The organism is Peribacillus sp. N1, assembly GCF_054600815.1.
This window is the reverse complement of record NZ_BAAHZO010000002.1, coordinates 432,078-454,721: the sequence shown is the minus strand read 5'-3', so window position 1 is coordinate 454,721 and position 22,644 is coordinate 432,078. Positions and strand designations below refer to the sequence as shown.

Sequence of the window (22,644 nt, the reverse complement as noted above, 5' to 3'; positions counted from 1 at the left end):
TGAAAACCCGGCAAAAGGATGTTTGCCGGATTTTCAACTGGTGTCGAAAGGGGTGTTTTGCCTGTACGAAGACACCCTTTTCATGTAAAAAGGCCTTAAAGCCATATATTCCATCATAAGATCCCATTCCTCTTTTATTTACACAGCCAAATGGCAGAAAACGTGGGCGGCGAGAGTTATCTTCAAATTCATTTTTTGAAGGCAAACATTTATTTGGTGGGCACCTGGTTCTCTGTTATTCATACTATATGGGATAAAGAACAGAGAGGGGTTATGCCATGTATGGGCATGATATGTATGAAGGTGATTGGAACAGACAGCAGGATATGTTGATTCAGCTTGAAAAGGCGATAAATGGCGAGTACAGTGCCATCCAGTGTTATGAGAAATTGGCAGCATTAGCGCCGGATGAAAAGCAGAGGAAACAAATCATTGAAATAAGGGAAGATGAAATAAAACATTTTCAAGCATTCACCCGGATATACAACAGCTTGACCGGGATGCAGCCACAGCCTAAAGTGACGGAACCATGCCCGGACTCCTATGCAGCTGGATTGGAATTTGCCGTTCAAGATGAACAGGAAACAGTAGATTTTTATCAGGATGTCGCAGATGGTGCGGCTGATAGAACCATTAGAAAGGCGTTCCGGCGTGCTGCCGCGGATGAACAAAACCATGCCGTCTGGTTTTTGTTTTACTTAGTAAAACTCAAAGGCTGATTCAATAGTAAGTAAAGTGAAAAAAAGCCAGGAGATTATCCTGACTTTTTTTCACTTTAGGACAGCTCCTGGTTCATCAATGTCCCCATGTAATGGATCGGGGTCGGATTGCTCTTATGCGGAATCATCTCTTTGACGATTCACCTGGGCTACGAAAAAATCCTAACTAACCAGTTTGTATACCGTATATGAAGCTCCGGCCCCCAGCGCAAGCAGCGCACCACCTATTGCAATGGGATGGGCTCCATCGGGGGCGAATGACTGGGCCGTTCCGGTCGTTCCCCAAAGCATTGCCCCAAGGATGACGAGTAAATAGGGGTATTTTTCCTTCATGGAAGTTATCCTGTAATAAAGAACTACTATTCAGACTATATGTTTGTGCCTATTAATTCAAAGGGGCCTATTTGTTCGAGAGAACGTAACATAGTATAATGGCCTTACAATGGATAAGAGTATAAGGGGGGATAATCTTGTCTTCAGGTAATCGAAACAATCAAATTGGGCCGCCGCGGTTCGCTATTGCCATTCACTCTCTGGTTTGGCTCGCACAAAGCGAAAAGCTCCTGACAAGTTCGGCAATCGCTTTAAAGGTGAAGTCACATGCCACTTTTTTAAGAAGGGTGATGGCTCAGCTTGCAGCTGAGGGGATCGTCGAAACAAAGGAAGGGCGGGAAGGCGGATACAGCTTGAAGGTGCCTGCCTCTCAGCTGACTTTGGCCGATGTGTATCAAGCGGTACGGCCGGAATGTCTTGTTTGTATGGAAACGAGCGAATGCGGTGAAGTCGGGAAACAGCTGGATACGGCTTTGGAGGAGATCATGAACGAAGCCGAAAAGGAAACATTGCGCCTGCTAAAGGGCTATACATTGGAAGAATTCATGAAAAAAGTCGACTTTACCAATTTTGAAAATGAGTGTCTAGGGTAATATCCTTGCAAGAGGATACCTAGGAATATATAATGTGCTTAATGCGATTGCATTTGAAATAAGGAGGTATTTACATGAAGGTGGAAATTTGGTCGGATTATCAATGTCCGTTCTGTTATATAGGAAAGCGTCGATTCGAAGAGGCGTTAAAGCAGTTTGAAAATAAAGAACAGGTAGAGGTTTCATTTCGGAGTTTTGAGTTGAACCCAGAAGCTGAACGGGATATCAATATGACTCAAAATGAAATGCTGGCCAAGAAATACGGCATGTCTCAAGCACAGGTGGAAGCAAACAGCCAAAACCTGACTCAACAGGCCAAAGAATTGGGACTCGATTATCATTTGGACAAAGTGGTCTTAACGAATTCGTTCGATGCCCACCGCTTGATGCATTTTGCTGAATCAAAAGGTAAAGAGAAAGAAATGAATGAACGCCTATTTAAAGCTTACTTTACGGAAGGCAAACATATTGGCGATCACGCTACATTGGCTAGTTTGGCTGAAGAGGTTGGCCTTGAAAAGTCCGAGACGGAGGCCATGCTGGCAGGAACGGCATTCACGGCTGAGGTTAGGGGAAATGAGCAAGAAGGAAGCCTGCTTGGTATTACAGGAGTGCCATTCTTCGTCATTAACCGCAAGTATGGAATTTCTGGTGCCCAGCCAACAGAAGCGTTCCTGGATACGCTAAAAAAAGTATGGGCTGAGGAAAATCCACTTACGATCGTGAATGATCCAGCAACAGGCGACGCTTGTACGGACGATTCATGTAACGTGCCGGAAAAATAATGAAGATATGAAGAAGGAGACCCGAAACTGGGGTCTCCTTTTTTACTTAAAAAGGAAATGTTATATATGGCAAAGAATATAGTGTACAGGATGGCTTTTCAAAAAAGTCCGAAATGAAAGGGAGCTAAATGGTGTATATAATGATTGGAATACTAGTCTTCGTGATTGCATGTGCAGTAACTGCCAAACTAATTTCCTATAAATATTGGACATGTATTTATTCAGCATTCGGGAATGAAAATTATTTTAAGGCGGTTGCGAAATTGGAAAGGGAAGGGATACAATTCAAAACGAAAACGCCTATGAATTTAGGCTCTGAAAGCTTTCAAAATCGCTATGAAACCACTCAATATGATGTTTTTGTGAAAAAAGAACAGAAACATATTGCCCAAAGGGCACTAAACAAGAATTAACAAAAGTAAATCGCTGTCCTGATGGCAGCTTTTTTATTGCCGGTGTTCAGGCAAACTATATCCCCTTACATAATTATTTTTAAATGATGAACACAGTATACAACCTGGAGTGAACTCCAGATTAGTTTTACTTTCTTGGAAAACTCACGAGTATTTGCTCCAAACTCACGAGTAAAAGCCCGAAACTTACGAGGGTGGGACTTAAAAAAAGCAAGGTGCTGCTAATTCATCTTTCGATTGATTTCATATAGGATAAAAGAAAGAAAAAGCGTTGATTTTGATATGGAATTGGTTTTTTATAGTTTCAAAGACTGAAAATTTGTATAATGGGTGAGATGGATTTAATTGAATGTACATATAGGAGGGGCATGGATGAGTAAGCTTAATGGCAGGACCGTTGCTTTATTGGGAGCAAGGAAGACGGAAGAACTTAGTAAAATCGTTCAAAATCTTGGGGGAGTCCCGCTCGTTCGCCCGGCACAGGGGACGGTATTCCTTGATGATTCCCATTTGGAAGAGGATGTCACCCGGTTGATGGAAGGGGAGTTCGATTGGATTATCCTCACGACGGGAGTGGGGACGGAATTATTATATAAAACGGCCGTGAAGATGGAAGCGGGAGATCGTTTCGTAGAAGCCTTGCAGTCTATGAAAATTGCAGCTAGGGGCTATAAAACGGTGAATATGCTGAAAAAGCTTGGCCTGCAGCCATTAATCCGTGATGATGATGGCAGTACGGCAGGGCTTGTTCGCAATCTGGAAGGCCATCTGCCAGGAGGTGTAAAGGTCGCTTTGCAGCTTCACGGCGATCCGGCGCCACTTTTGATGAACTGGTTGGATGAACAAAAAGTGGAGCATAAAGAAATCCTGCCATATGAACATATACCGCCCGAAAAGGAAACGATGCAGCAGCTGATCCAAGAACTCCTTGAAGGCAAAATCGATTCGGTTGTGTTCACGAGTGCACCGCAGCCGCGAAATTTAATGAGATTTGTCCGTGAACAAGGTGTGGAGGATAAGATAGCCGACCTGTTTGCATCAGATGTAATTGCTCTTGCGGTCGGAAAGGTAACGGCGCAGGTGGTAATCGATGAAGGGATCGAGCGGGTCATTTATCCTGAAGATCAACGGATGGGCAGTGCAATGGTGGAGCTGGTGAAATATTATCAGGGAATAGCAAGCAGATAGGGGTGAGTTCAGCATGGCCAATGGCAAGGTCTATTTTGTGGGTGCAGGTCCGGGTGATATGGGCCTGATTACCGTAAAGGGTCAAAAAGCGATTGAAAAAGCGGACGTCATTTTGTATGACAGATTGCTAAATCCCAAACTGTTGGAGGCTGCCACCCTCAAGTGTGAATTGATATATTGTGGCAAGACACCTTATACTACTGGCATCAGTCAAGGGGAAATCAATGAGCTGCTTGTTTCCAAAGCACAGGCAGGGCAGCGGGTCGTCCGTTTGAAAGGCGGTGACCCTGCCGTTTTTGGAAGAGTCGGGGAGGAAGCGGAATCGTTGAAGGATGAGGGAATCCCATTCGAAGTCATTCCGGGGGTTACGTCCAGCATTGCTGCATCGATATACGCAGGAGTACCCGTCACACATCGGGATTTCGGACGCTCCTTTGCGATGGTGACGGGCCATGACCGAACGAAGAAGGATATAGATTGGAACGGGCTTGTGAAAAGTATAGATACGGTCGCCTTTTATATGGGTGTGGCCAATCTTCCTTATATCCGTGAAAATTTGATCAATCATGGAAAGCCGGGGAACACGCCGGCACTCGTCATCCAATGGGGCACATATGGAAGTCAGGAAAGTGTCGAGGGGACCTTGGCTGATATCGTCGAAAGGGTAAGTGAAAGGTCGCTTGGCAATCCTGCGATCACCTTGGTCGGGGATATCATTTCACTAAGGGGCAAACTGCAATGGTTCGAAAAGAAGCCACTATATGGACAGCGGTTTTTAGTGGCCCGGACCGGAACGGCAAAGAGTTCCTTGGCAGAAGCCCTGCATGAACTTGGCGGCGAAGTCATCGAGTTTCCTAAATGGAATGTGGCAAAAGTGAAAATGGAAGAAAGTCAGCTGCTCTCTTTTCTTTCGTATGATCGAATACTCTTCACTTCCCCCGAAAGTGTCCATGGATTCTTGGATTCACTCACTGAACATGCTATTGATTTCCGACGGATTTCTTCGAAACTTTATGTGTTATCAAGGAAATCAAAAAAGGCTTTACAGCAACGGGGACTGATGGCAGAACTCAAATCCGAGATGGCGGAAGCCGGAACACTGTTGGTTGTCGGAGATCGAAACAGAGATCAAAGAGATCCGGACCATGGGGACGGAGACTATTTTCAATCAATCGATAAATTCGTCGATGAAAGATTCCTTGAAATACTTCCGAGAATGCTGGACGGGAAAGCTGTCGGAACGGTGCTTTTTTCGAATCGGCATTCTGTTGATATGCTGATGCAATATGGGAACAAGGCAGACGTGGATGTTGAAGGGCTGCTAAATCAAGCCTCCATTGGGGTAATCGGGGAAAGTACCGGAAATAGACTTAAAGACTATGGATTTACATTGGATATGATGCCCAATGAACCGTCTGTCGAACAATTGGTGGAGTTAATCGTGAATAGGTATGTTTTTTAGGCTCTGATAATAACAGAGTCTATTTCCTTTGGAGGGGCTTCGTTAATCATTCCTGCAGAACTGTTGTTTGCATTCAGTGTTATGGTCTATCGTGTTATCATTTAATTACGGGACATAACAAAATGCGGAAAGTTTAAAAAGGCATCACTTACTGCTTTTATTGGCCAGAATTGATGTTTACCATTCATAGACAGGGGGTGACTTAATGTTTAATATTGTTGATATTTTATGGCAATTATTCTACCTTGCCCTGCTAGTTCTGCTATTCGTAATGGTTGTGAAGTCGATCCGTTTCTTTATAAAACATATGACAAAAATGAATAACCTTGAAAATAAAAGAGATGAATTAAATGAACGATTGAAAAAGAAGGATGAGTGACGGCCGTATCTCCGGGTCGGTTTCCTGTTTGCGAGTTATGGCAGGGGTAGATTGGATTAGCCTTGCCAAATGAACGCTCGTAAGATTTTAAGAAGTAAAGAATAAAAGTCTTTTATTCCTTCCCGGATTGGGTATTATATATAAGTGACTTTTCCAGGGAGGCGAAGCAAATGAAACGGACATGGGAATACGTATTAAGTATCATAGGCGTGAGCATCGCTGCAATTTTTTTAATCGTGACGATCATAACGGCCGTTTATCTCAACAGTATCGATTTGAAAGAAATGGTGGACTACTCATTAATGACAGATTCTCAGGAGTTTTCTTCATCTGAGATAGATATGTCAGTCAAATTTTTTATGGGCTTATTATGGGCTGGAATCATATCGCTGTTCATTGCCTTGGCAGGCGGTTTGATCGCTATCTTTCTATTAAAAGGCGGCAAAGCGAAGGGAGCCGGAATCTTATTGATCATTACGGGCATTCTGACGATCTTTCATGTTTGGCCGCTTATCTTCTTCATCGTACCGGGAATCATGTGCCTTGTAAGGAAGCCGAGGGAAACGGTGGAAGTAATCGTATAATACGACACCATACATAGTTCTGTGATTTGAAAATAAAGGAGCTGGCCCGAAAATGCGGGTAAGCTCCTTTATTTGCTGTAAGGATATTATAGGAGTATATACCTTTTTATACCTGAAATAACCAGTCTATCATGTTACTATTATTATAGATTTAAATATAAATAGACTGGAGTTCGATCAATGAAAATACCATTATTGAAGGTTGGGGCACTGACCTGTTTAACACTCGGATTGTTCAATGGACAGGCTTTTGCGGAGTCTGGTATAACCAATGCGTGTTCATCATTCGGTGAGATTCAACCCAATGAAAATCCTTCCCATAAGCAGATTAACTGCTTACTGACGAATGCAGCAATAGAGGCTGAAATCCCCCCTGAAGTGGTAAAAGCGGTGGCTACACAGGAAAACGGGGATTGGAGGCAATTTAATGAGGACGGTAAACCGATTAAATCCGACGATGGCGGTATCGGTCTAATGCAGCTTACCAATAAAACTGGATATGATCAGAAAAAGCTGGAAAATGATATAGTCTACAATATCGAGGCAGGCGTCGAGGTCCTGAGTGGCATGTATTCAAGAAGTGATTTGCCGAAGATCAAAGGTGCAGGACGCAGGGTCATCGAAAATTGGTATTTCCCTGTCATGGCATACAATGGGACAAAACCGGTGAACAGTCCTCTTTACCAGGAAAACGGACAAAGAAATGCGAGTGCCTACCAAGAGGAAGTTTTTGCTGAGATAGAAAAACAAAGTTATTTGGATGGCACAAAACTGGCCAAATATCCATTCAAAACAACGGACTTTCAATATGACCGGGAAAGCACCGAAAATATCATCTTTAAAAATCTTGAATACACACTGACAGATCAAACGCATGACTCCGTTTATTGGTTCAAGGCAGGAGACAAAGTTGTGACGACATCCAGTGCGAATATCAGGAAAGAAATAAGCACTACGGCAGGTGCAGTACGTGTGCCACCAAATACAAGCATGATCATCACAGGGAATTTTGATTATCACGAATCTACGGGAAATAAATTTGTCTTTTACCCCGTACAAACGGAAGACAACAGTATTAAGGGGTATGTTTCATCGGCTTACATCTCCAATGGGCCATCGATTGTCAAGGATACGGATATGCCTGTGATTTCAGGAGCTGCCGGTAAATCGATACCATTCAACTCAACCTTCAATCCTAAAACCGGCATAAAGGCGAAGGATGATAAAGATGGTGACTTAACGAGTGTCATACGTGTCGAAGGTAAGGTGGATACCAAGAAAGTGGGCACCTATAATTTGACTTATACGGTAGCCGACAAGGCTGGGAATGTTGCCAAGGTCACAAGGAAAATAACTGTTTATGATCAAGTCAAGCCAGTGATTTCAGGTGCCGGGAATAAAACCATCAAACTTAATTCTTCATTCAGTCCAAAAACGAACGTGAGTGCCAAGGATAATGCCGATGGCAACTTGACTAGTAAAATCAAAGTGACGGGTACAGTCAATACGAAGAAAAAGGGGACCTATACATTGAAGTATACGGTCACCGATTCATCGAAAAATGCAGCGACAGTTACAAGGAAGATCACGATTGATGGCACCAAGCCGGTCATCTCGGGAGCCAATAGTAAAACAGTTGCCTATTATTCGACATTCAACCCTAAATCAGGTGTTTCTGCGAAAGATAACCTTGATGGCAACTTGACTAGTAAAATCAAAGTGACAGGTACGGTGAATACGAAGAAAAAGGGAACGTATACATTAAAGTATACAATCACTGATTCATCGAAAAATACTGCGACAGTCACAAGAAAGATTACGGTAGACAGCACCAAGCCGGTCATTTCCGGTGCCAAAAGCAAAACCATTGCCTATAACTCGACATTCAATCCTAAATCAGGTGTATCTGCGAAAGATAATCTTGATGGAAGTTTAACAAGTAAGATCAAAATAACAGGGACTGTGAATACGAAGAAAAAAGGTAACTATACATTGACTTACACAGTTACGGATAAATCGAAGAACAAGGCAGAAGTAAAAAGGAAAATCACAGTTAAATAGATGGCAAAAAAGGATTCCCGCAATAGGGGGAATCCTTGAATTTGTAGGCAAGGGTTTATCTAAATTTCAAAAAAAGTTGATTGGAGCGGGTGTGCGAGACTCCTGCTGGAAAAGCGAGTCGAGGGTAGACCCACAGGCGCAAAAGCGCCGAGGAGGCTAACGGACCGCCCGCGGAAAGCGAGTGCCCTACGTTTCAATCGACATCCGAGATTTTACAAACCCTCATAAAAACTGTAGATAAACTTGATTTTCAACGGGTTTGTTTACAGTCTGTAGGATTCCCGTCATAGGGAATCCTTTTTTGATGTCTAAATGTATTTGGCTGAAAGGTATGCATATATAATAGTAGAAAGTGTCTTTCAGGGTGGAGTGGATATTGATAAAAATGTTATAATTGTAAATAGATGTAACATAAAGTGATCTGAAGGGGGATTGTTTATGGGCAAACATGTAAACTGGATGGATCAGATTTTTAAGGAATATGAACGTGACGGCGGGTTGAAGAATAATCCTGGCTTTGGAAAACCGCTTCCGGAGTCGGCGTTATCGGGAAATATATATGACAATTTCTTGGCAAAGGCCAAGGATGCCGGCTACCTTCCGCTTTGGATAAAATGGCAAAAAGAAATTCGGGAAGAGTTATCCGGATTGGTTCGATTGAAAAAAATGAATGGACCTGAATCTGAAATAATGAAACGAATTGATGAAATAAATGAGAAAGTACGTACATATAATGCGATTTGTCCAGCCAAAATGCAGCGCAGGGAAATAGAGTTGGAAAGCATCGATATCCAATGTGAAAAATGGAAGTAATTGACAATGTATAAAATGTGGGTATTTGTATGACGTGATCATTAAAGGATTATGATATAATGGCATGAATAAAAAACAGAGAGAGGGACTTCGATTGGAAAATAGAAAAGAAGTTTTTTCATGGATAAAAGCGATATTGATTGCAGTCATTCTAGCTTTTTTAATTCGAACGTATATTTTTGCACCGATTGTCGTGGACGGTGAGTCAATGATGCCGACTCTGCAAGACCACGAGAGAATTGTTCTTACCAAGTTTGGAACGAGTATCGATAATATCGACCGGTTTGATATTGTCGTTTTTCATGCAACGGTAGATAAAGATTATATAAAAAGGGTTATCGGTCTGCCAGGAGACCATATTGAATATAAAGATGATACGCTTTATATTAATGGGAAAGCTTATGAAGAACCATACTTGGACAAATATAAGAATCAGATGGCAGGGGTGCCGCTGACTGAATCCTTCAAGCTCGAAGATATTACAGGCAGCATGACTGTGCCGGAAGGTCAGCTGTTCCTTATGGGGGACAATCGCCAAAATAGTTTGGATAGCCGTGAAATCGGCACGATTTCCGTCGATGAAATTGTAGGCAAGGCGAATCTAGTGTATTGGCCGATCAATGAAATAAAGATTGTGAAATAAGAAGAAGCGGACTCAGGTTTAGAGTCCGCTTTATTGTTGCGTTTTACATTCCATTGTCATACAGGTTTTTCAACAAAAAACGTGTCAATTCTACTTTTTTTATCTTTTTTTATGAAAATCAACTCATTTGGGTTAAATTAGGTTATCCTATTAAAAAGAAGTAATCACGTTACCCAGGCCCGCATAAGAAATTGGATTACTTTAAAAAAGGGTGCTGAGATGGAGTACTATAGATGGATATAGTAAAGGATTTAATATCAAACTATGGTTATTTCGCGATATATGGGCTGTTGGCCATTGGGATTATCGGCTTGCCGGTTCCTGATGAGTTCATGATGACTTTTGTCGGCTATTTGTCATCCATTTCCGTTTTGAATGTCCAGGGAGCATTCCTTGTCAGTTTCCTTGGATCGATATCCGGGATGCTTTTCAGTTATTTCATCGGGAAAAAGGTAGGGAAGCCTTTTTTGAGGAAGTATGGTAAGTGGATCAAAATGACCCCCGCGAGGTTGGAAAAATTGGAGAAATGGTTCAATAAATACGGTCCTTGGACCATTATCATAGCCTATTTCATCCCAGGAGTCCGTCACTTCGCCAGTTACATTTCCGGTATGAATGGAATGGGGAAACGAAAGTACTTTATCTTTGCCGGAGCAGGTGCTTTCAGCTGGTGTTTGGTATTTACGACTTTTGGCTATTTCATTGGTGTGTTAACTTAAATCATTTCAACTTCAAAATTTCTTTATTGAATCAGAAAAACCCGTTTCTGGATTCCAGAAACGGGTTTTTCCATTTCTGCCTATAATTATTGAGCTGAGTATCCACCGTCGATGACAAGCTCGGCACCAGTTACGTATGAAGCGTCATCGGAAGCAAGATAAAGCACGGCATTTGCAATATCCGCCGGCTGACCCAAGCGTTGTAATGGTGTTGCCTTGATCATTTGGTTCACTAACTCTTTTGACTCTTCTAATTTTTGAGTCATCGGTGTTTCGATGATACCAGGGAATACAGCGTTGACACGGACACCCATGCGGCCATATTGCGTTGCGGCAGCCTTGGAAATAGCACGAACGGCACCTTTTGAAGCAGAATAAGAGTTTAAGCCCATTCCGATTTGAGCAGTAAAGGAAGAAATGTTCACGACTGCGCCTTTACCTTCTTTAGCCATGTAAGGAACAACATGTTTCATTCCAAGGAATGGTCCAAATCCATTGATGCTTAACATTAGCTGCCAATCGGCCAATGACGTATCGTTAATGCCTTTTTCCGTTGAGATACCGGCATTGTTAACCAAAATGTCGATCTTGCCAAATTTAGCGATAACTTCATCCGTCACTTTTTTCCAGCTTTCGTCTGAAGATACATCAAGTACAGCTCCATGGACGTTATCCAATTCATTCACAACAGCTACAGCTTTTTCATTGATATCAGCAGCAATGACTTGTGCTCCTTCTTTTGTGAATAGGTCAACCATTTCCCTGCCCATACCAGATGCTCCGCCAGTGATAATGGCTACTTTATTAGTCAATCTTCCCATCATGATCACTCCTAATTGGTTGTTATAACGATGAATATATGTTCAAGCATAGTTCAAAAGTTATATTATCAACGAGCAATACTATAACTCCTTTTAAAATCCGTCAAGCTTTTTATTTTTTCGCTTGCGATTTTGCTTTTTCTTGCTGGGTAAAAAAATTCATGTACGTTTGTGGAAAAAGGAATTCCCATGTTGAGAGCGTTATCAATCTTTTAATCTACAAATTTGATACCGTAGATCATCAATATCTAAAATAGCTTAATCCGTTCTATTTGAACCGATTAACAAGTAATCTTGTAGAGGCATCGTATGCATGTTGGGGAGCACCATATGTTCAATTCTAGTGATTAAAATGGAATACTGCAAACTTTTTGTACTTTGGATACAAATTTTTATAACATCATTCCAATTCTAACTTTTCAGAACTTTTCTGTACATTGGAGGTCATCATTTTATGAATAACAGAATGTATCTTTCCTTGGCCATCCCGCTTACGATTTCGACGATGAGTACGCCCTTGCTTGGTGCGGTCGATACGGCTGTGGTTGGAAAGTTGAGCGATCCCGCCTATATTGGCGGAGTGGCTGTCGGAACCATTATTTTTAATACGATGTATTGGCTTTTTGGTTTTCTTCGGGTAAGTACATCTGCCTTCGCTGCACAAGCGGAGGGGGCAAGGGATGAAAAGCAAAGCCTGATGGCCTTGGTTCGGCCATTTTTCATAGCAGCGATCATCGGTCTTCTTTTTATCGTGATCCAGAAGCCCATTTTGAATGTTTCGTTAGGCGCAATCGGTCCGGAATCGGACGTTTCCGCCTTTGCCGCAGACTATTTCGGCATCCGGATATGGGGGGCACCTTTTGCATTATTGAACTATGTCATCTTAGGCTGGTTAATTGGGAAATCCAGGATAAAAACATCTTTGTTCATTCAAGTTTTCATGAACGTGATCAATATAGTCTTATGCCTCGTTTTTGTAAATGGCTTTTCATGGTCTGTATCAGGGGTTGCTGCCGCTTCATTGATATCAGAGATTGCCGCGTTTTTCCTGGGCTTGTGGGTGATCCGGAAAGCGGTCAACGTACCGGATTCATTTTCATTCCGGGAGGGGTTCGATCGGGCATCCCTGAAAAAAATGATGGTGGTCAACAGGGATTTATTCATCAGGACCATTTGCCTGATCACGGTTTTCAATCTTTTTACGGCCAAGGGAGCCACTTTCGGGACAGAGACACTGGCAGCAAACGCCGTACTCATTCAAATCCATTACCTGATGGCCTATTGCTTTGATGGCTTCGCGAATGCATCGAGTCTTCTGGTCGGGAAGGCGATTGGTTCGAAAGATATAAACCTTTATAAAAAAACACTCTCACTATCGGCACGGTGGGGCTTGTATGCTTCGTTCATACTTGCCGCATCTTACTATCTATTCAGCGATGAGGTCATTCTCCTTTTCACGGATATTCCCGGCGTCATCGAATTGGCCCATGAATATGGACTTTGGATAGTTCTATTCCCGTTCACTGCCTTTATCGGACTCATTTTTTATGGAGTGTTCACCGGAGCGACTGAAGCCGTTCCAGTAAGGAACTCGATGCTCCTTGCACTAATGGCTTTTCTAATAGTCCAATTCGCAGCAGTCAGCAATCATGGCAATCATGGATTATGGCTTGCATTCCTGGCTTTCAGTTTAGGACGTTCTTTGTTTTTAGCATTATACATCCCAAGGCTAAACCGAAAAGTTACAAAGCTTATGGATGCCGATAGTTTAATGAAATCATCCTCTTTTTAATAAAAGAGGGTGTTTTTTTTGTAGACAAAAGGAAGTCTATCTAAATTTTTGTTGATGGAACAGGTGTGCGAGACTCTTACGGGAAAAGCGCGTCCAAGGGAGACCCCGGAGGCGTATAGCGCCGAGGAGGCTCCCGGAACGCCCGCGGAAAGCAAGTGCCTGGAGAGGAAATCAACGGGGTGTTTTTTATTTATGTAAGGGCTTTTATCGGTAGTTTGACGGTAGCGATAATACGGGAATACGAAGAATAGGTAGCAACGCTTGGCGAATCAGGTAGTAAAAGTGATAAAATGAAAAATATATATATAAGAGGAGTTGTCGTATTTTGAGTGAATTGAATTGGCGAGAAGAAGTTGAAAAACGAAAAATGGACTTATTACTGGACACACAAAACTTATTGAAAATAAAAAGTGTACTTGATGAAGAACACCCGACAGAGGAGGCCCCACTCGGTAAAGGGGTGAAGGAAGCGCTTGATTTCATGCTTCAATTAGGCGAAAAAGACGGTTTTACTGTGAAAAATGTCGATAATGTCGCTGGTCATATCGAAATGGGGGAAGGCGAGGAGTTAATCGGGATTTTATGCCATGTCGACGTGGTACCAGAGGGAGAAGGCTGGAGTTCGGATCCGTTTGGCGCTGAAATCCGCAATGGCCGCATATATGCCCGCGGGGCAATCGATGATAAAGGGCCGACGATGGCTGCCTATCATGCGATGAAGCTGGTCCGGGAGCTAGGAGAACCTTTGAACAAACGTGTGAGGATGATCATTGGAACCGATGAAGAATCGAATTGGCGCTGCGTTGACCGGTACTTTGAAGTGGAGGAAATGCCCTCGATAGGCTTCGCACCAGATGCTGACTTCCCGATCATCAGTGCGGAAAAAGGAATCTGGGATTTCTCGGTTATCCATCCTGCCGATGCAGGAAATGGCACGAACTCAGACGTGAATGTCATCGAGTTTTCTTCAGGTCGAAGGACGAATATGGTACCGGATTTTGCGACGGCTATTGTGGAAACGGACAACACTGCTGAAGTGGCGGCAAACTATCAGGATTATTTGCAAAAGTACTCATTGGAGGGGCAAGCCGTTCCGCAAAAAAATCAAGTGCTGCTTGAAATGAATGGTGTCTCGGCACACGCGATGGAACCGAACAATGGAAGAAATGCAGGTCTACATTTAGCCGTATTTTTAGCTGATCTCACTCTTGATCCGCATGCGAAAGCCTACTTCACTTTCATCAAGGATCGTTTGTTCGAAGATTCCCGCGGAAATAATTTAGGTGTGGCTTATTCGGATGAGCAAACAGGAGAATTGACGATCAATGCCGGCGTTTTCAATTATTCTAAACAAGGCGACAGCTCGATCGGTTTCAGCATGCGTTATCCGGTCACGTTTGAGTGGGAACAGCAAAAGGCGGCGCTGGAAGAAAGGCTTGCGGCATATAATTTGAAAGTGAAGACTAATTCGCATTCAACTCCACATTATGTGGACAGTGAAAGCTTCTTGATCAAGACCTTGCAGGAAGTGTATGAAGCGGAGACAGGTGATAAAGCCGAGCTTCTTTCGATTGGCGGCGGCACATATGCCCGTTCATTGAAAGAAGGTGTTGCATTTGGCCCGCTTTTCCCAGGCAGCGAAGACATTGCGCATCAGAAAGATGAATATATTGATATTGAGGATATGCTTAAGGCTACGTCCATTTATGCACGTGCCATTCATGAATTGGCTAAATAAGAGGTAAAGAGGGAGAAGACATGGGAAAAATCATTTTTAACGGCGACCTTAAAAGCAGGTCCGAAGTAAAGGTAGATATTGAAGACCGGGGATATCAATTCGGTGATGGCGTCTATGAAGTCATCCGGGTTTATAATGGTGAATTATTTACAGGGGATATGCATTTGAACCGTCTGATCGACAGTGCGAAGTTGATACAGATGAAGGTTCCCTTTACCATAGCGGAAATCAAAACCCGCATGAAAAAGCTGATCGCTGAAAATCAACTGAAGGAGGGTATCGTCTATATGCAGCTGACAAGAGGAGTATCTGCGCGTACACACTCTTTTCCAACTGCAGAGGTGGAACCGGTCTTTGTCGCCTATACAAAGGAAATGCCTTATACAGGCAAAATGAAGCCAGGGGTCAATGCTGTTACCACCGACGATATACGCTGGCTGCGCTGTAATATCAAGAGTTTAAATCTACTTGGTAATATAATGGCTAAACAGCAAGCGATCGAAGCAGGCTGTGATGAAGCGATCCAGCATCGTGATGGTACGGTGACGGAGGGTAGTTCGTCAAATGTATCAATCGTGGTGGATGGGCAACTTAAAACGCATCCGGCCACAAACTTGATCCTGAATGGAATTACTCGTCAGGTGATGCTGAAACTTTGCGCGGATCATGGGATTCCCTATGTCGAAGAAGCCTTCACGGTCGAGGACATGATGGCAGCCGACGAAGTCCTTTATACAAGCACTAGCGTCGAAGTGACACCAATTATAAATATCGATGGCCAATCGATTGCAGCCGGGGAACCCGGTCCGATTACCCGAAGACTGCAGAAACTGTTTTCCGAGGAAATCGAAAAGCAATGCGGTTCCGTTAACTAGAAAAAAAACCCCTTTGCCACTATTGGCAAAGGGGTTTTTATATGTGTAGGCGGAAGCGAGATAGACATCTCCGAGTTAATTACTCCATATGCAATCCTCCCTTTTTGACATTTTCAAGAACCAGGAATATACTTGCTAATAACCTAAAAAGTTTACCTGTCGCAACAATTTAAGTTGCGTATAAAAAGGAGTTGACATAGATATGTCCGATGCGTTGCATCAATCTTCTTCGAGAGGAATAAAAAAACTTCTTCCCTATCTAGGGCCTGCCTTTATAGCAGCTGTGGCCTATATTGATCCAGGGAATTATGCGACCAATATTACAGCCGGATCAAAATATGGCTATACGCTATTATGGGTTATCTTCGCATCCAATTTAATGGCTGTGCTAATACAATCACTATCAGCTAAATTGGGAATAGTCACTGGAAAGAACCTTCCAGAGTTATGCAGGGAAAAATTTTCGAAAAAAACATCTTTCTTCTTATGGATTCAGGCCGAAGCCGTTATAATGGCAACCGACCTGGCTGAATTCATAGGAGCTGCACTAGGGATTTATTTGCTATTTGACTTACCGCTTATCACATCGGCAATAATTGCAGCGATTGGTTCCTTTGCCATTTTGGAAATCCAGCGCAGGGGTTATCGTACATTCGAAGCTCTGATCACTGTCATGATATTTGTAGTTGTGATAGCATTTGGTGCTCAAGTTTTTTATGCAAAACCTGATACATCAGCCGTTGTTTTAGGACTCTTCACTCCAAAGTTTGAGGGAGTGGACAGTATTTTACTTTCAGCCGGTATGCTTGGAGCCACCGTTATGCCACATGCGATATACCTTCATTCATCTTTGACGCAAAGAAGAATAGTCGGAGTAAACGATTTGGAAAGAAAAAGGATTTATCGTTTTGAGCTCATTGACATTGTCATCGCCATGTTGATTGCAGGTGCGATCAATGCCGCCATGGTCATCGTTTCAGCTGCCCTATTTCATAAGAATGGAGCACTGGTTGAGGACTTGGATGTTGCCTACCAACAGTTCGGGGCCATGCTTGGACCATCAGTCGCGATGTTTTTTGGAATAGGACTTTTATTTGCCGGCTTATCCAGCTCATCCGTTGGTGTAATGACCGGTGATGTAGTCATGCAGGGATTCATTAAAAGACATATACCCATTTATTTGAGAAGGATCATTACAACCGTTCCGCCCCTGCTCATAATATTATGGGGAGTGAATCCATCCAAAGCACTTGTGATGAGCCAAGTTGTACTCTCGTTTGGCATCGCGTTTGCCCTAGTGCCCTTGATCTTGTTTACAAGTAATAAAAAAATCATGGGCAGCCTGGTCAACCATAAAATCACCTCGAGCGTAGCTTGGCTTATAGCTGTCCTTATCATTGGACTGAACTTGTTCCTGCTTTACGAAACAGTTTTTAGTTAAAAGAAGCAGGGAAGGACCAATCTTTGGTCCTTTTTTGTTTGGATTTTTGCTGTGTGTTTCGTTAATCCGACCTAGCGGGTTGATCATTCGACCTAGCTCGGAGATAATCCGGCCCAGCGGGTTGATCATTCGACCTTGTGCGCGGATAATCCGGCCCAGCGGGTTGATCATTCGACCTTGTGCGCGGATAATCCGACCTAGCGGGTTGATCATTCGACCTAGCTCGGAGATAATCCAACCTAGCTCGGGTATAATCCGACCCAGCTGGGTGATAATCCGACCAAGCCCGAAAAAATCCTTCCTGGACCGTGTTCATAGTAAGTATGATTTGGAATATTCCTGATGGAGGGAATATTTATTAGGAAGCCCAAGAAAAGGTATATGCAATGGGAATTATGGTAAAATTAAAGGGAAAATAGGAAGGAATGAACGTGACCATGAATACTCATTTTTTCTTTGCTTTAGTATTGCCTGATGATATTAAGGCTTATTTAAATGCCGTTACGGAACGACTGAAGCCAGAATTTCCATTTAAGAAATGGCTGCATCCAGCCGATTATCATATTACGATGGCATTTTTGGGCAATGCTACCGATACATTGAAAGAGGATGCCATGGGGCGTGTGGAAAGCGAGCTTTCCAATGAGGCTTCATTCGGTTTGGAACTCGGCGATATCGGCGGTTTTGGCAGGAGTGACAGTCCAAGGATCCTTTGGGCAGGCGTCAAGCAGCAAGATAGGCTATTTGCCATCCAAAGGAAAGTCTATAATTCTTGTATCGAAGCGGGTTTTGAACTTGATAAAAAGCCGTTTAAGCCTCATATAACGCTGGCAAGAAAATTCGAGGGTGAAAGTCCCTTTTCGTTGGAGAGCGTCCGCCAGATAGCGAATATGAAGGATAAGCATTTTGAGGCAGATCAGGTTGCGTTATATCAAACACATCTTGGAGCGTCCCCTTCATACGAGAAGGTTTTCACGATAAACCTTCAAAAATAGAGAGATGGGTGGTGGTCAAATGGCACAGCTCATAAAGATGCAGGATTATATTTCCCGGTATGAGCAGGATATTTATCGTTATCCAACGCAATTTGCACGTTTGAAAAAACAGCAATGGGATAAATTGAAGGCTGCTTATAATGCGGGCGAGCTAGATCGGTTGTATAGCGAGCATACTGAAACACAAGTCAAATTCGATCCGCCTCAGGAAGAGTCGAAGGGCCTGTTAAAAAAGGTTAAAGGCATCTTCCACTGGACAGGTAAACAGGAGGCAGAAGCAGAAGAACTGCCAATACCGGCACAGAATGAAGATGCTAATGTTTTTTCATTAAGATTTCCGTTCCGTCCGGCCAGTCTGGATGAATTAAAGCAAAATTATTTAAATCAATTACTCCGCTTTCAAATGAAGTGGGGTAGTTCGACGCTTCATGAAAAGTCATTTGTGGACCAATCATTCATTTTGGATGAGAGGCTCCGCTTTTTTCTGCAGCGTTTTCCGGATACGTTTCTCGTATTATATAAACCTATCTTTCTATTGAAAAATGCGCCTGTTGAAGTCGAAGTCATTTTATTGACCCCTGTTGATGCTTGGTGCATCACTTTTCTGGAAGCGGAAGAAGACGCTGCATTCATCGGTTCGAATGATCGGTTCTGGGTCCGCAGGCATCATAAGCATCCAGATAAAAAAGTGCTCAATCCTTTGTTGGGCGCAAATCGGATGACGAACATCGTCTCCCAGTTATTTGAGCTATATGAAGTGAACATGCCGATAAAAAAGGTGATTTTATCCCGGAATGGATATGTCGATTATCCAGAAGCCCCTTATGATATTACGATATTGGATAAACGGACCTTCCCGGAATGGTTTGAAAGGATGCGGGCAATATCGTCTCCTCTTAAGGCACAGCAGTTAAAAGGGGCGCAGGCATTGCTTGAATATTGCCAAACTACATCCAGCCTGCGACCTGAATGGGAAGCCGAATATAACCAACCAGAAGGAAATGAGTATGCCGCACCTTAATGAAACGGTGTATTTCATTGTCAATCCAGTGGCTGGAAATGAAGAGAGTTTAAAGATTTGGAAAAAAGCCGAGGAAATACTGAAATCAAAAGCTGTTCCCCATGAGGTGTTTTTCACACGGGAAAAGGGGCATGCGCTAAGATTGACGAAGGAAATACTATCAGGGACTAATCAGGATACCCGGGTGATTGCTGTTGGGGGAGATGGCACGATAAATGAAATGATAAATGGCGCCATTGGTTTCCCTCACGCAATCATCGGCTCCCTTGCGGCTGGGTCCGGCAATGATTATGTAAGGGGCATTCAAAAAACTGAGAGTATGGAAGAAGCCCTTTCCTTATTTCAGGATAATGCCTTTAATACCATTGATATTGGACAGTTCGAGACGAATGGCAAGGTGGGTTATTTTGTGAACAGCCTGGGAATGGGCATTGATGCTGAAATTTCCGATGAAGCAAACCGTGCCCCCCTGAAAAAATGGTTTAATTTTGTCAGAGCGGGTAAATTAATTTATCTGTTGATTTTTATAAAAATGTTATTTTATTACAAGCCCAGCTGCATGGAATTGATCATTGATGGAAAACGGCATCTTTTGAAAAAGGTATGGTTCATCGTTATTGCGAACCAGCCCTACTTTGGAGGTGGAATGAAAATTTCACCATTGTCGAAGGTGGATGATGGCAGGTTGAACGTGATTGCAGTCCATGATATTACTTTGTTGAAATTATTGACCGTCTTCATCACCGTTTTATGGGGCGGTCACCTCAACATTAAAAATGTTGATTCTTTTTCTGGTAAAATGATAAAAATGAAGAATCAAGGTTCAGTAAAAATCCAGTCTGACGGGGAAATTGTTGGTAGGAACGAAGTAGCTGCAGTGGTTCTGAAAGAGAAATTGCGCGTCATGTTCAAGGGTGATAACCGAGACAAAAATATGAAATGATTTATTTGTTTTTGTTTTATGCGTATAATCGTTTTATAGTACTTGACGAAGAAACCGTTTTTCAACTAAAATTTAATTTATGGCTATTGTTTAATTGCTCAATAGCTATTTTTTTATTTCTCTAAAATGAGGATGTTTTTAATTGCGGGTATCATCCCGATGCAAGTATATATGCAGCTTCGCCAGCAGGCGGATTTTTTATAAAACATGGACTCAAAGTAGTGGTAATACATACACTAGGTGAACGTACCCACATTTGTATGATTAAGCGAGGAAATCGAAGGTGAACCAGTTGGAACATTTATTAGGTCAGGAGTGGGATATATCCCCTGCTGGAGGAGCTACGGGAGAAGCCTTTATTGCCGAGAAAGAGGGGCAGAAGCTCTTCCTTAAACGAAATTCATCGCCATTTTTAGCTGTTCTTTCAGCTGAGGGCATTGTTCCAAAGTTAATGTGGACAAAACGCCTGGAAAACGGGGATGTAATTACGGCCCAGCATTGGATGGAAGGCAGGGAGCTATCTCAGCAGGAAATGAACAATATAAGAGTCGCAAAGCTGCTTCAAAAAATTCATCAATCCGATCCTTTGTTAAGCATGCTCAAAAGGCTTGGGAAATCCCCTTTACGACCTGAAAGTATACTTACAGACATAGAAACCGGGTTATCTTCGGATGTTACGGATATTCCGATTATCAAGCAGGCCATCCATTTTTTACAGAATAATCTCCTGTTGATTGAATGCGACGAAAAAGTCGTCTGTCATTGTGATGTGAACCATAATAATTGGCTCATGACTGAAACCGACGGATTGTTCCTGATTGATTGGGACGGAGCGGTCATTGGCGATCCGGCCATTGACCTCGGCATACTCCTGTATTCATATGTCCCAAGGGAAGAATGGAATCAATGGCTTGCCCGCTACGGCAAGAAGCTAGACGCAGGCCTGGAGATGAGGATGAAATGGCACACGGTTTCACAACTTGTGCTTTCCATCCAATGGCATCATCGCAGAAAGCGGTACGAGGAAAGAAATGAATTACTGCAAAAACTGGAAGCATTATTGATGGTTGGCTGATCAGAATTGATCTATATCATCCACCCACTGGGACAAGTCGTTCTGGTGGGTTGAAATATGTGCATCTAAATCGGCGGTACCGATGCCAGTCTGGCTGTATTCGTAAATCTCCGTCAGTACCGTTTTTACATTGCTGTCTATATCCATATTGATCATTAAGGATTTGACGAGCCTTTCAACCTGTTCACATTCAGAAACGGATCCGCAGCAGTCTGATTGATGATTGGTCAATATATCTTTCAATAGTGACATTTGATGTTCATGGGAAAGCGGCATATAATACCTCTCCTTTCTTAAATATGGATTCAAGGGATTCTCAGGTGGTTCTTGCCTGCCCTTCACTTATTTATGGTGTGTTTTGCGGAAAGTTTTATACATGAAAACTACAGAGACTGTCGCCTGGATGGCCGGCAGTTTTTTTATTTGTTAAGTCGGTGCATGCAGGATTTTTCCTGAAAAAATCAACTTGCAGGAATCCATCCACTCGTGGTATGGTTTGAACGATTATATTATAAATAGGGGTGTCATCATGCGTTTAAGAAATAAACCTTGGGCTGAAGACCGTTTGAATGATTTTCCACAATATGTAATTCAGCAGCCAGTGAGCCATAAAGGTAAATGGCATGAAGTTTTCGGTAACGATAATCCGTTATATATTGAAGTGGGTACGGGCAAAGGCCGATTCATCACAGAAATGGCAAAAGCCCATCCTGATGTGAATTTCATTGGAATTGAAGTATATGGAAGCGTCATTGTAGCTGCATTGGACTTGCTGATTGAAGCGGATGTTCCAAATCTAAAGCTGTTGAATGTTGACGCAGCGAACTTGGGGGATTATTTTGCAAAAGGTGACGTGGATCGCGTCTACTTGAACTTCTCTGATCCGTGGCCGAAATCACGTCATGCAAAACGTCGGTTAACGTATAAGACCTTCCTCGAAGTATATGAAGGCATCCTGCCAGACAATGGCGAGATCCACTTCAAGACGGATAACCAAGGGTTATTCGAATCTTCCTTGAAGAGTATTTCCGAATACGGCATGCTCTTGAAATATGTAAGCCTTGATCTGCATAACAGCAATTTTGAAGGCAATATCATGACTGAATATGAAGAAAAGTTCTCGAGTAAAGGCAATCGGATATACAGATTGGAAGCAATGTTCCAATAATCATAAACAGATAAAAAACCAGGTGCACAGCATCTGGTTTTTTATCGTTTATCGGGTGTATTTCTATCACAAGGATGACTTGA

General features: G+C 42.7%; 24 protein-coding genes and 1 pseudogene. 21 read left to right on the top strand and 4 right to left on the bottom strand.

Annotated features, from left to right (window positions below):
• Nucleotides 1–58: 58 nt before the first annotated feature.
• Nucleotides 59–157, bottom strand: a pseudogene (locus ACYP5M_RS10635) (hypothetical protein); the annotation flags it as partial.
• Nucleotides 158–278: 121 nt separating this feature from the next.
• Here ACYP5M_RS10635 and ACYP5M_RS10630 point away from each other — a divergent pair.
• Nucleotides 279–719 carry a ferritin-like domain-containing protein gene (locus ACYP5M_RS10630; protein ID WP_230176719.1) on the top strand — a complete coding sequence of 147 codons (441 nt, stop codon included), beginning with the start codon at nt 279–281 and terminating at the stop codon, nt 717–719.
• Nucleotides 720–881: 162 nt separating this feature from the next.
• Here ACYP5M_RS10630 and ACYP5M_RS10625 read toward each other — a convergent pair whose 3' ends face one another.
• Nucleotides 882–1,052, bottom strand: coding sequence for a hypothetical protein (locus ACYP5M_RS10625; RefSeq protein WP_452444545.1), 171 nt, complete (start codon nt 1,050–1,052; stop codon nt 882–884).
• Nucleotides 1,053–1,189: 137 nt separating this feature from the next.
• Here ACYP5M_RS10625 and ACYP5M_RS10620 point away from each other — a divergent pair, with 137 nt between their 5' ends.
• The 11 genes from ACYP5M_RS10620 to ACYP5M_RS10570 all read left to right on the top strand — a co-directional run bounded on the left by ACYP5M_RS10620 (nt 1,190) and on the right by ACYP5M_RS10570 (nt 10,692).
• A complete protein-coding gene (locus ACYP5M_RS10620) occupies nt 1,190–1,645 on the top strand; it encodes an RrF2 family transcriptional regulator (protein WP_101222993.1) in 456 nt (151 codons plus the stop codon).
• Between the two features lie 74 nt (nt 1,646–1,719).
• Complete coding sequence (locus ACYP5M_RS10615) at nt 1,720–2,430, top strand: DsbA family oxidoreductase (protein WP_101222992.1); 711 nt, start codon at nt 1,720–1,722, stop codon at nt 2,428–2,430.
• A 131-nt stretch (nt 2,431–2,561) separates the two neighbouring features.
• Nucleotides 2,562–2,843 (top strand): hypothetical protein, encoded by a 282-nt coding sequence (locus ACYP5M_RS10610; RefSeq protein ID WP_452444546.1) that lies wholly within the window; start codon nt 2,562–2,564, stop codon nt 2,841–2,843.
• A 372-nt stretch (nt 2,844–3,215) separates the two neighbouring features.
• A complete protein-coding gene (locus ACYP5M_RS10605) occupies nt 3,216–4,031 on the top strand; it encodes a uroporphyrinogen-III synthase (protein WP_101222990.1) in 816 nt (271 codons plus the stop codon).
• A 13-nt stretch (nt 4,032–4,044) separates the two neighbouring features.
• On the top strand, nt 4,045–5,493 hold the full coding sequence (cobA, locus tag ACYP5M_RS10600) for a uroporphyrinogen-III C-methyltransferase (RefSeq protein ID WP_452444547.1): 1,449 nt from the start codon (nt 4,045–4,047) through the stop codon (nt 5,491–5,493).
• 205 nt (nt 5,494–5,698) lie between these two features.
• Entirely contained in the window at nt 5,699–5,872 is a 174-nt protein-coding gene (locus ACYP5M_RS10595; RefSeq protein ID WP_157831021.1) for a hypothetical protein, read from the top strand.
• A 170-nt stretch (nt 5,873–6,042) separates the two neighbouring features.
• Nucleotides 6,043–6,456 carry a DUF4064 domain-containing protein gene (locus ACYP5M_RS10590; protein WP_101222988.1) on the top strand — a complete coding sequence of 138 codons (414 nt, stop codon included), beginning with the start codon at nt 6,043–6,045 and terminating at the stop codon, nt 6,454–6,456.
• Nucleotides 6,457–6,636: 180 nt separating this feature from the next.
• Nucleotides 6,637–8,517, top strand: a complete 1,881-nt coding sequence (locus tag ACYP5M_RS10585) for an immunoglobulin-like domain-containing protein (RefSeq protein ID WP_459735028.1) — start codon at nt 6,637–6,639, stop codon at nt 8,515–8,517.
• Nucleotides 8,518–8,955: 438 nt separating this feature from the next.
• Nucleotides 8,956–9,330 carry a DnaJ family domain-containing protein gene (locus tag ACYP5M_RS10580; protein ID WP_459735027.1) on the top strand — a complete coding sequence of 125 codons (375 nt, stop codon included), beginning with the start codon at nt 8,956–8,958 and terminating at the stop codon, nt 9,328–9,330.
• A gap of 94 nt (nt 9,331–9,424) precedes the next feature.
• Nucleotides 9,425–9,973, top strand: a complete 549-nt coding sequence (gene lepB / locus ACYP5M_RS10575) for a signal peptidase I (protein WP_232782922.1) — start codon at nt 9,425–9,427, stop codon at nt 9,971–9,973.
• 233 nt (nt 9,974–10,206) lie between these two features.
• A complete protein-coding gene (locus ACYP5M_RS10570; protein ID WP_402898525.1) occupies nt 10,207–10,692 on the top strand; it encodes a DedA family protein in 486 nt (161 codons plus the stop codon).
• A gap of 86 nt (nt 10,693–10,778) precedes the next feature.
• Here ACYP5M_RS10570 and ACYP5M_RS10565 read toward each other — a convergent pair whose 3' ends face one another.
• The gene (locus tag ACYP5M_RS10565) at nt 10,779–11,513 is read right to left on the bottom strand and encodes an SDR family NAD(P)-dependent oxidoreductase (protein WP_101222983.1); all 735 of its coding nucleotides are present in this window, start codon (nt 11,511–11,513) and stop codon (nt 10,779–10,781) included.
• Between the two features lie 454 nt (nt 11,514–11,967).
• Between ACYP5M_RS10565 and ACYP5M_RS10560 the strand changes: the two genes are divergently transcribed.
• From ACYP5M_RS10560 to ACYP5M_RS10525, 8 genes are all read left to right on the top strand, one after another.
• Nucleotides 11,968–13,305, top strand: coding sequence for an MATE family efflux transporter (locus ACYP5M_RS10560; RefSeq protein WP_459735026.1), 1,338 nt, complete (start codon nt 11,968–11,970; stop codon nt 13,303–13,305).
• A gap of 325 nt (nt 13,306–13,630) precedes the next feature.
• Complete coding sequence (pepV, locus tag ACYP5M_RS10555; RefSeq protein ID WP_459735025.1) at nt 13,631–15,043, top strand: dipeptidase PepV; 1,413 nt, start codon at nt 13,631–13,633, stop codon at nt 15,041–15,043.
• Nucleotides 15,044–15,063: 20 nt separating this feature from the next.
• Nucleotides 15,064–15,918 carry a D-amino-acid transaminase gene (gene dat, locus ACYP5M_RS10550; RefSeq protein WP_434167560.1) on the top strand — a complete coding sequence of 285 codons (855 nt, stop codon included), beginning with the start codon at nt 15,064–15,066 and terminating at the stop codon, nt 15,916–15,918.
• Nucleotides 15,919–16,120: 202 nt separating this feature from the next.
• Nucleotides 16,121–17,359 (top strand): Nramp family divalent metal transporter, encoded by a 1,239-nt coding sequence (locus ACYP5M_RS10545; RefSeq protein ID WP_459735024.1) that lies wholly within the window; start codon nt 16,121–16,123, stop codon nt 17,357–17,359.
• Between the two features lie 437 nt (nt 17,360–17,796).
• Complete coding sequence (gene thpR / locus ACYP5M_RS10540) at nt 17,797–18,354, top strand: RNA 2',3'-cyclic phosphodiesterase (protein ID WP_459735136.1); 558 nt, start codon at nt 17,797–17,799, stop codon at nt 18,352–18,354.
• A gap of 19 nt (nt 18,355–18,373) precedes the next feature.
• The gene (locus ACYP5M_RS10535) at nt 18,374–19,375 is read left to right on the top strand and encodes an NERD domain-containing protein (protein ID WP_459735023.1); all 1,002 of its coding nucleotides are present in this window, start codon (nt 18,374–18,376) and stop codon (nt 19,373–19,375) included.
• Nucleotides 19,287–20,318: a diacylglycerol/lipid kinase family protein gene (locus ACYP5M_RS10530; protein ID WP_459735022.1), complete on the top strand. Its 1,032-nt coding sequence runs from the start codon at nt 19,287–19,289 to the stop codon at nt 20,316–20,318. Before ACYP5M_RS10535 ends, ACYP5M_RS10530 begins: the two co-directional genes overlap by 89 nt.
• Nucleotides 20,319–20,610: 292 nt before the next feature.
• Complete coding sequence (locus tag ACYP5M_RS10525) at nt 20,611–21,393, top strand: phosphotransferase family protein (protein ID WP_063232868.1); 783 nt, start codon at nt 20,611–20,613, stop codon at nt 21,391–21,393.
• Here ACYP5M_RS10525 and ACYP5M_RS10520 read toward each other — a convergent pair whose 3' ends face one another.
• Complete coding sequence (locus tag ACYP5M_RS10520; RefSeq protein WP_101222975.1) at nt 21,394–21,669, bottom strand: YtzH-like family protein; 276 nt, start codon at nt 21,667–21,669, stop codon at nt 21,394–21,396.
• A gap of 253 nt (nt 21,670–21,922) precedes the next feature.
• Between ACYP5M_RS10520 and trmB the strand changes: the two genes are divergently transcribed.
• Nucleotides 21,923–22,561: a tRNA (guanosine(46)-N7)-methyltransferase TrmB gene (trmB, locus tag ACYP5M_RS10515; protein ID WP_101222974.1), complete on the top strand. Its 639-nt coding sequence runs from the start codon at nt 21,923–21,925 to the stop codon at nt 22,559–22,561.
• Nucleotides 22,562–22,644 lie beyond the last annotated feature (83 nt).

Coding starts and splice junctions, on each gene's coding strand:
- ACYP5M_RS10535 (WP_459735023.1), top strand. CDS start 18,374: ATGGCACAGCTCATAAAGATGCAGGATTATATTTCCCGGTATGAGCAG.
- ACYP5M_RS10545 (WP_459735024.1), top strand. CDS start 16,121: ATGTCCGATGCGTTGCATCAATCTTCTTCGAGAGGAATAAAAAAACTT.
- ACYP5M_RS10520 (WP_101222975.1), bottom strand. CDS start 21,669: ATGCCGCTTTCCCATGAACATCAAATGTCACTATTGAAAGATATATTG.
- ACYP5M_RS10605 (WP_101222990.1), top strand. CDS start 3,216: ATGAGTAAGCTTAATGGCAGGACCGTTGCTTTATTGGGAGCAAGGAAG.
- ACYP5M_RS10595 (WP_157831021.1), top strand. CDS start 5,699: ATGTTTAATATTGTTGATATTTTATGGCAATTATTCTACCTTGCCCTG.
- ACYP5M_RS10615 (WP_101222992.1), top strand. CDS start 1,720: ATGAAGGTGGAAATTTGGTCGGATTATCAATGTCCGTTCTGTTATATA.
- ACYP5M_RS10585 (WP_459735028.1), top strand. CDS start 6,637: ATGAAAATACCATTATTGAAGGTTGGGGCACTGACCTGTTTAACACTC.
- dat (WP_434167560.1), top strand. CDS start 15,064: ATGGGAAAAATCATTTTTAACGGCGACCTTAAAAGCAGGTCCGAAGTA.
- ACYP5M_RS10625 (WP_452444545.1), bottom strand. CDS start 1,052: ATGAAGGAAAAATACCCCTATTTACTCGTCATCCTTGGGGCAATGCTT.
- thpR (WP_459735136.1), top strand. CDS start 17,797: ATGAATACTCATTTTTTCTTTGCTTTAGTATTGCCTGATGATATTAAG.
- trmB (WP_101222974.1), top strand. CDS start 21,923: ATGCGTTTAAGAAATAAACCTTGGGCTGAAGACCGTTTGAATGATTTT.
- ACYP5M_RS10630 (WP_230176719.1), top strand. CDS start 279: ATGTATGGGCATGATATGTATGAAGGTGATTGGAACAGACAGCAGGAT.
- ACYP5M_RS10590 (WP_101222988.1), top strand. CDS start 6,043: ATGAAACGGACATGGGAATACGTATTAAGTATCATAGGCGTGAGCATC.
- ACYP5M_RS10570 (WP_402898525.1), top strand. CDS start 10,207: ATGGATATAGTAAAGGATTTAATATCAAACTATGGTTATTTCGCGATA.
- ACYP5M_RS10565 (WP_101222983.1), bottom strand. CDS start 11,513: ATGGGAAGATTGACTAATAAAGTAGCCATTATCACTGGCGGAGCATCT.
- ACYP5M_RS10560 (WP_459735026.1), top strand. CDS start 11,968: ATGAATAACAGAATGTATCTTTCCTTGGCCATCCCGCTTACGATTTCG.
- cobA (WP_452444547.1), top strand. CDS start 4,045: ATGGCCAATGGCAAGGTCTATTTTGTGGGTGCAGGTCCGGGTGATATG.
- ACYP5M_RS10580 (WP_459735027.1), top strand. CDS start 8,956: ATGGGCAAACATGTAAACTGGATGGATCAGATTTTTAAGGAATATGAA.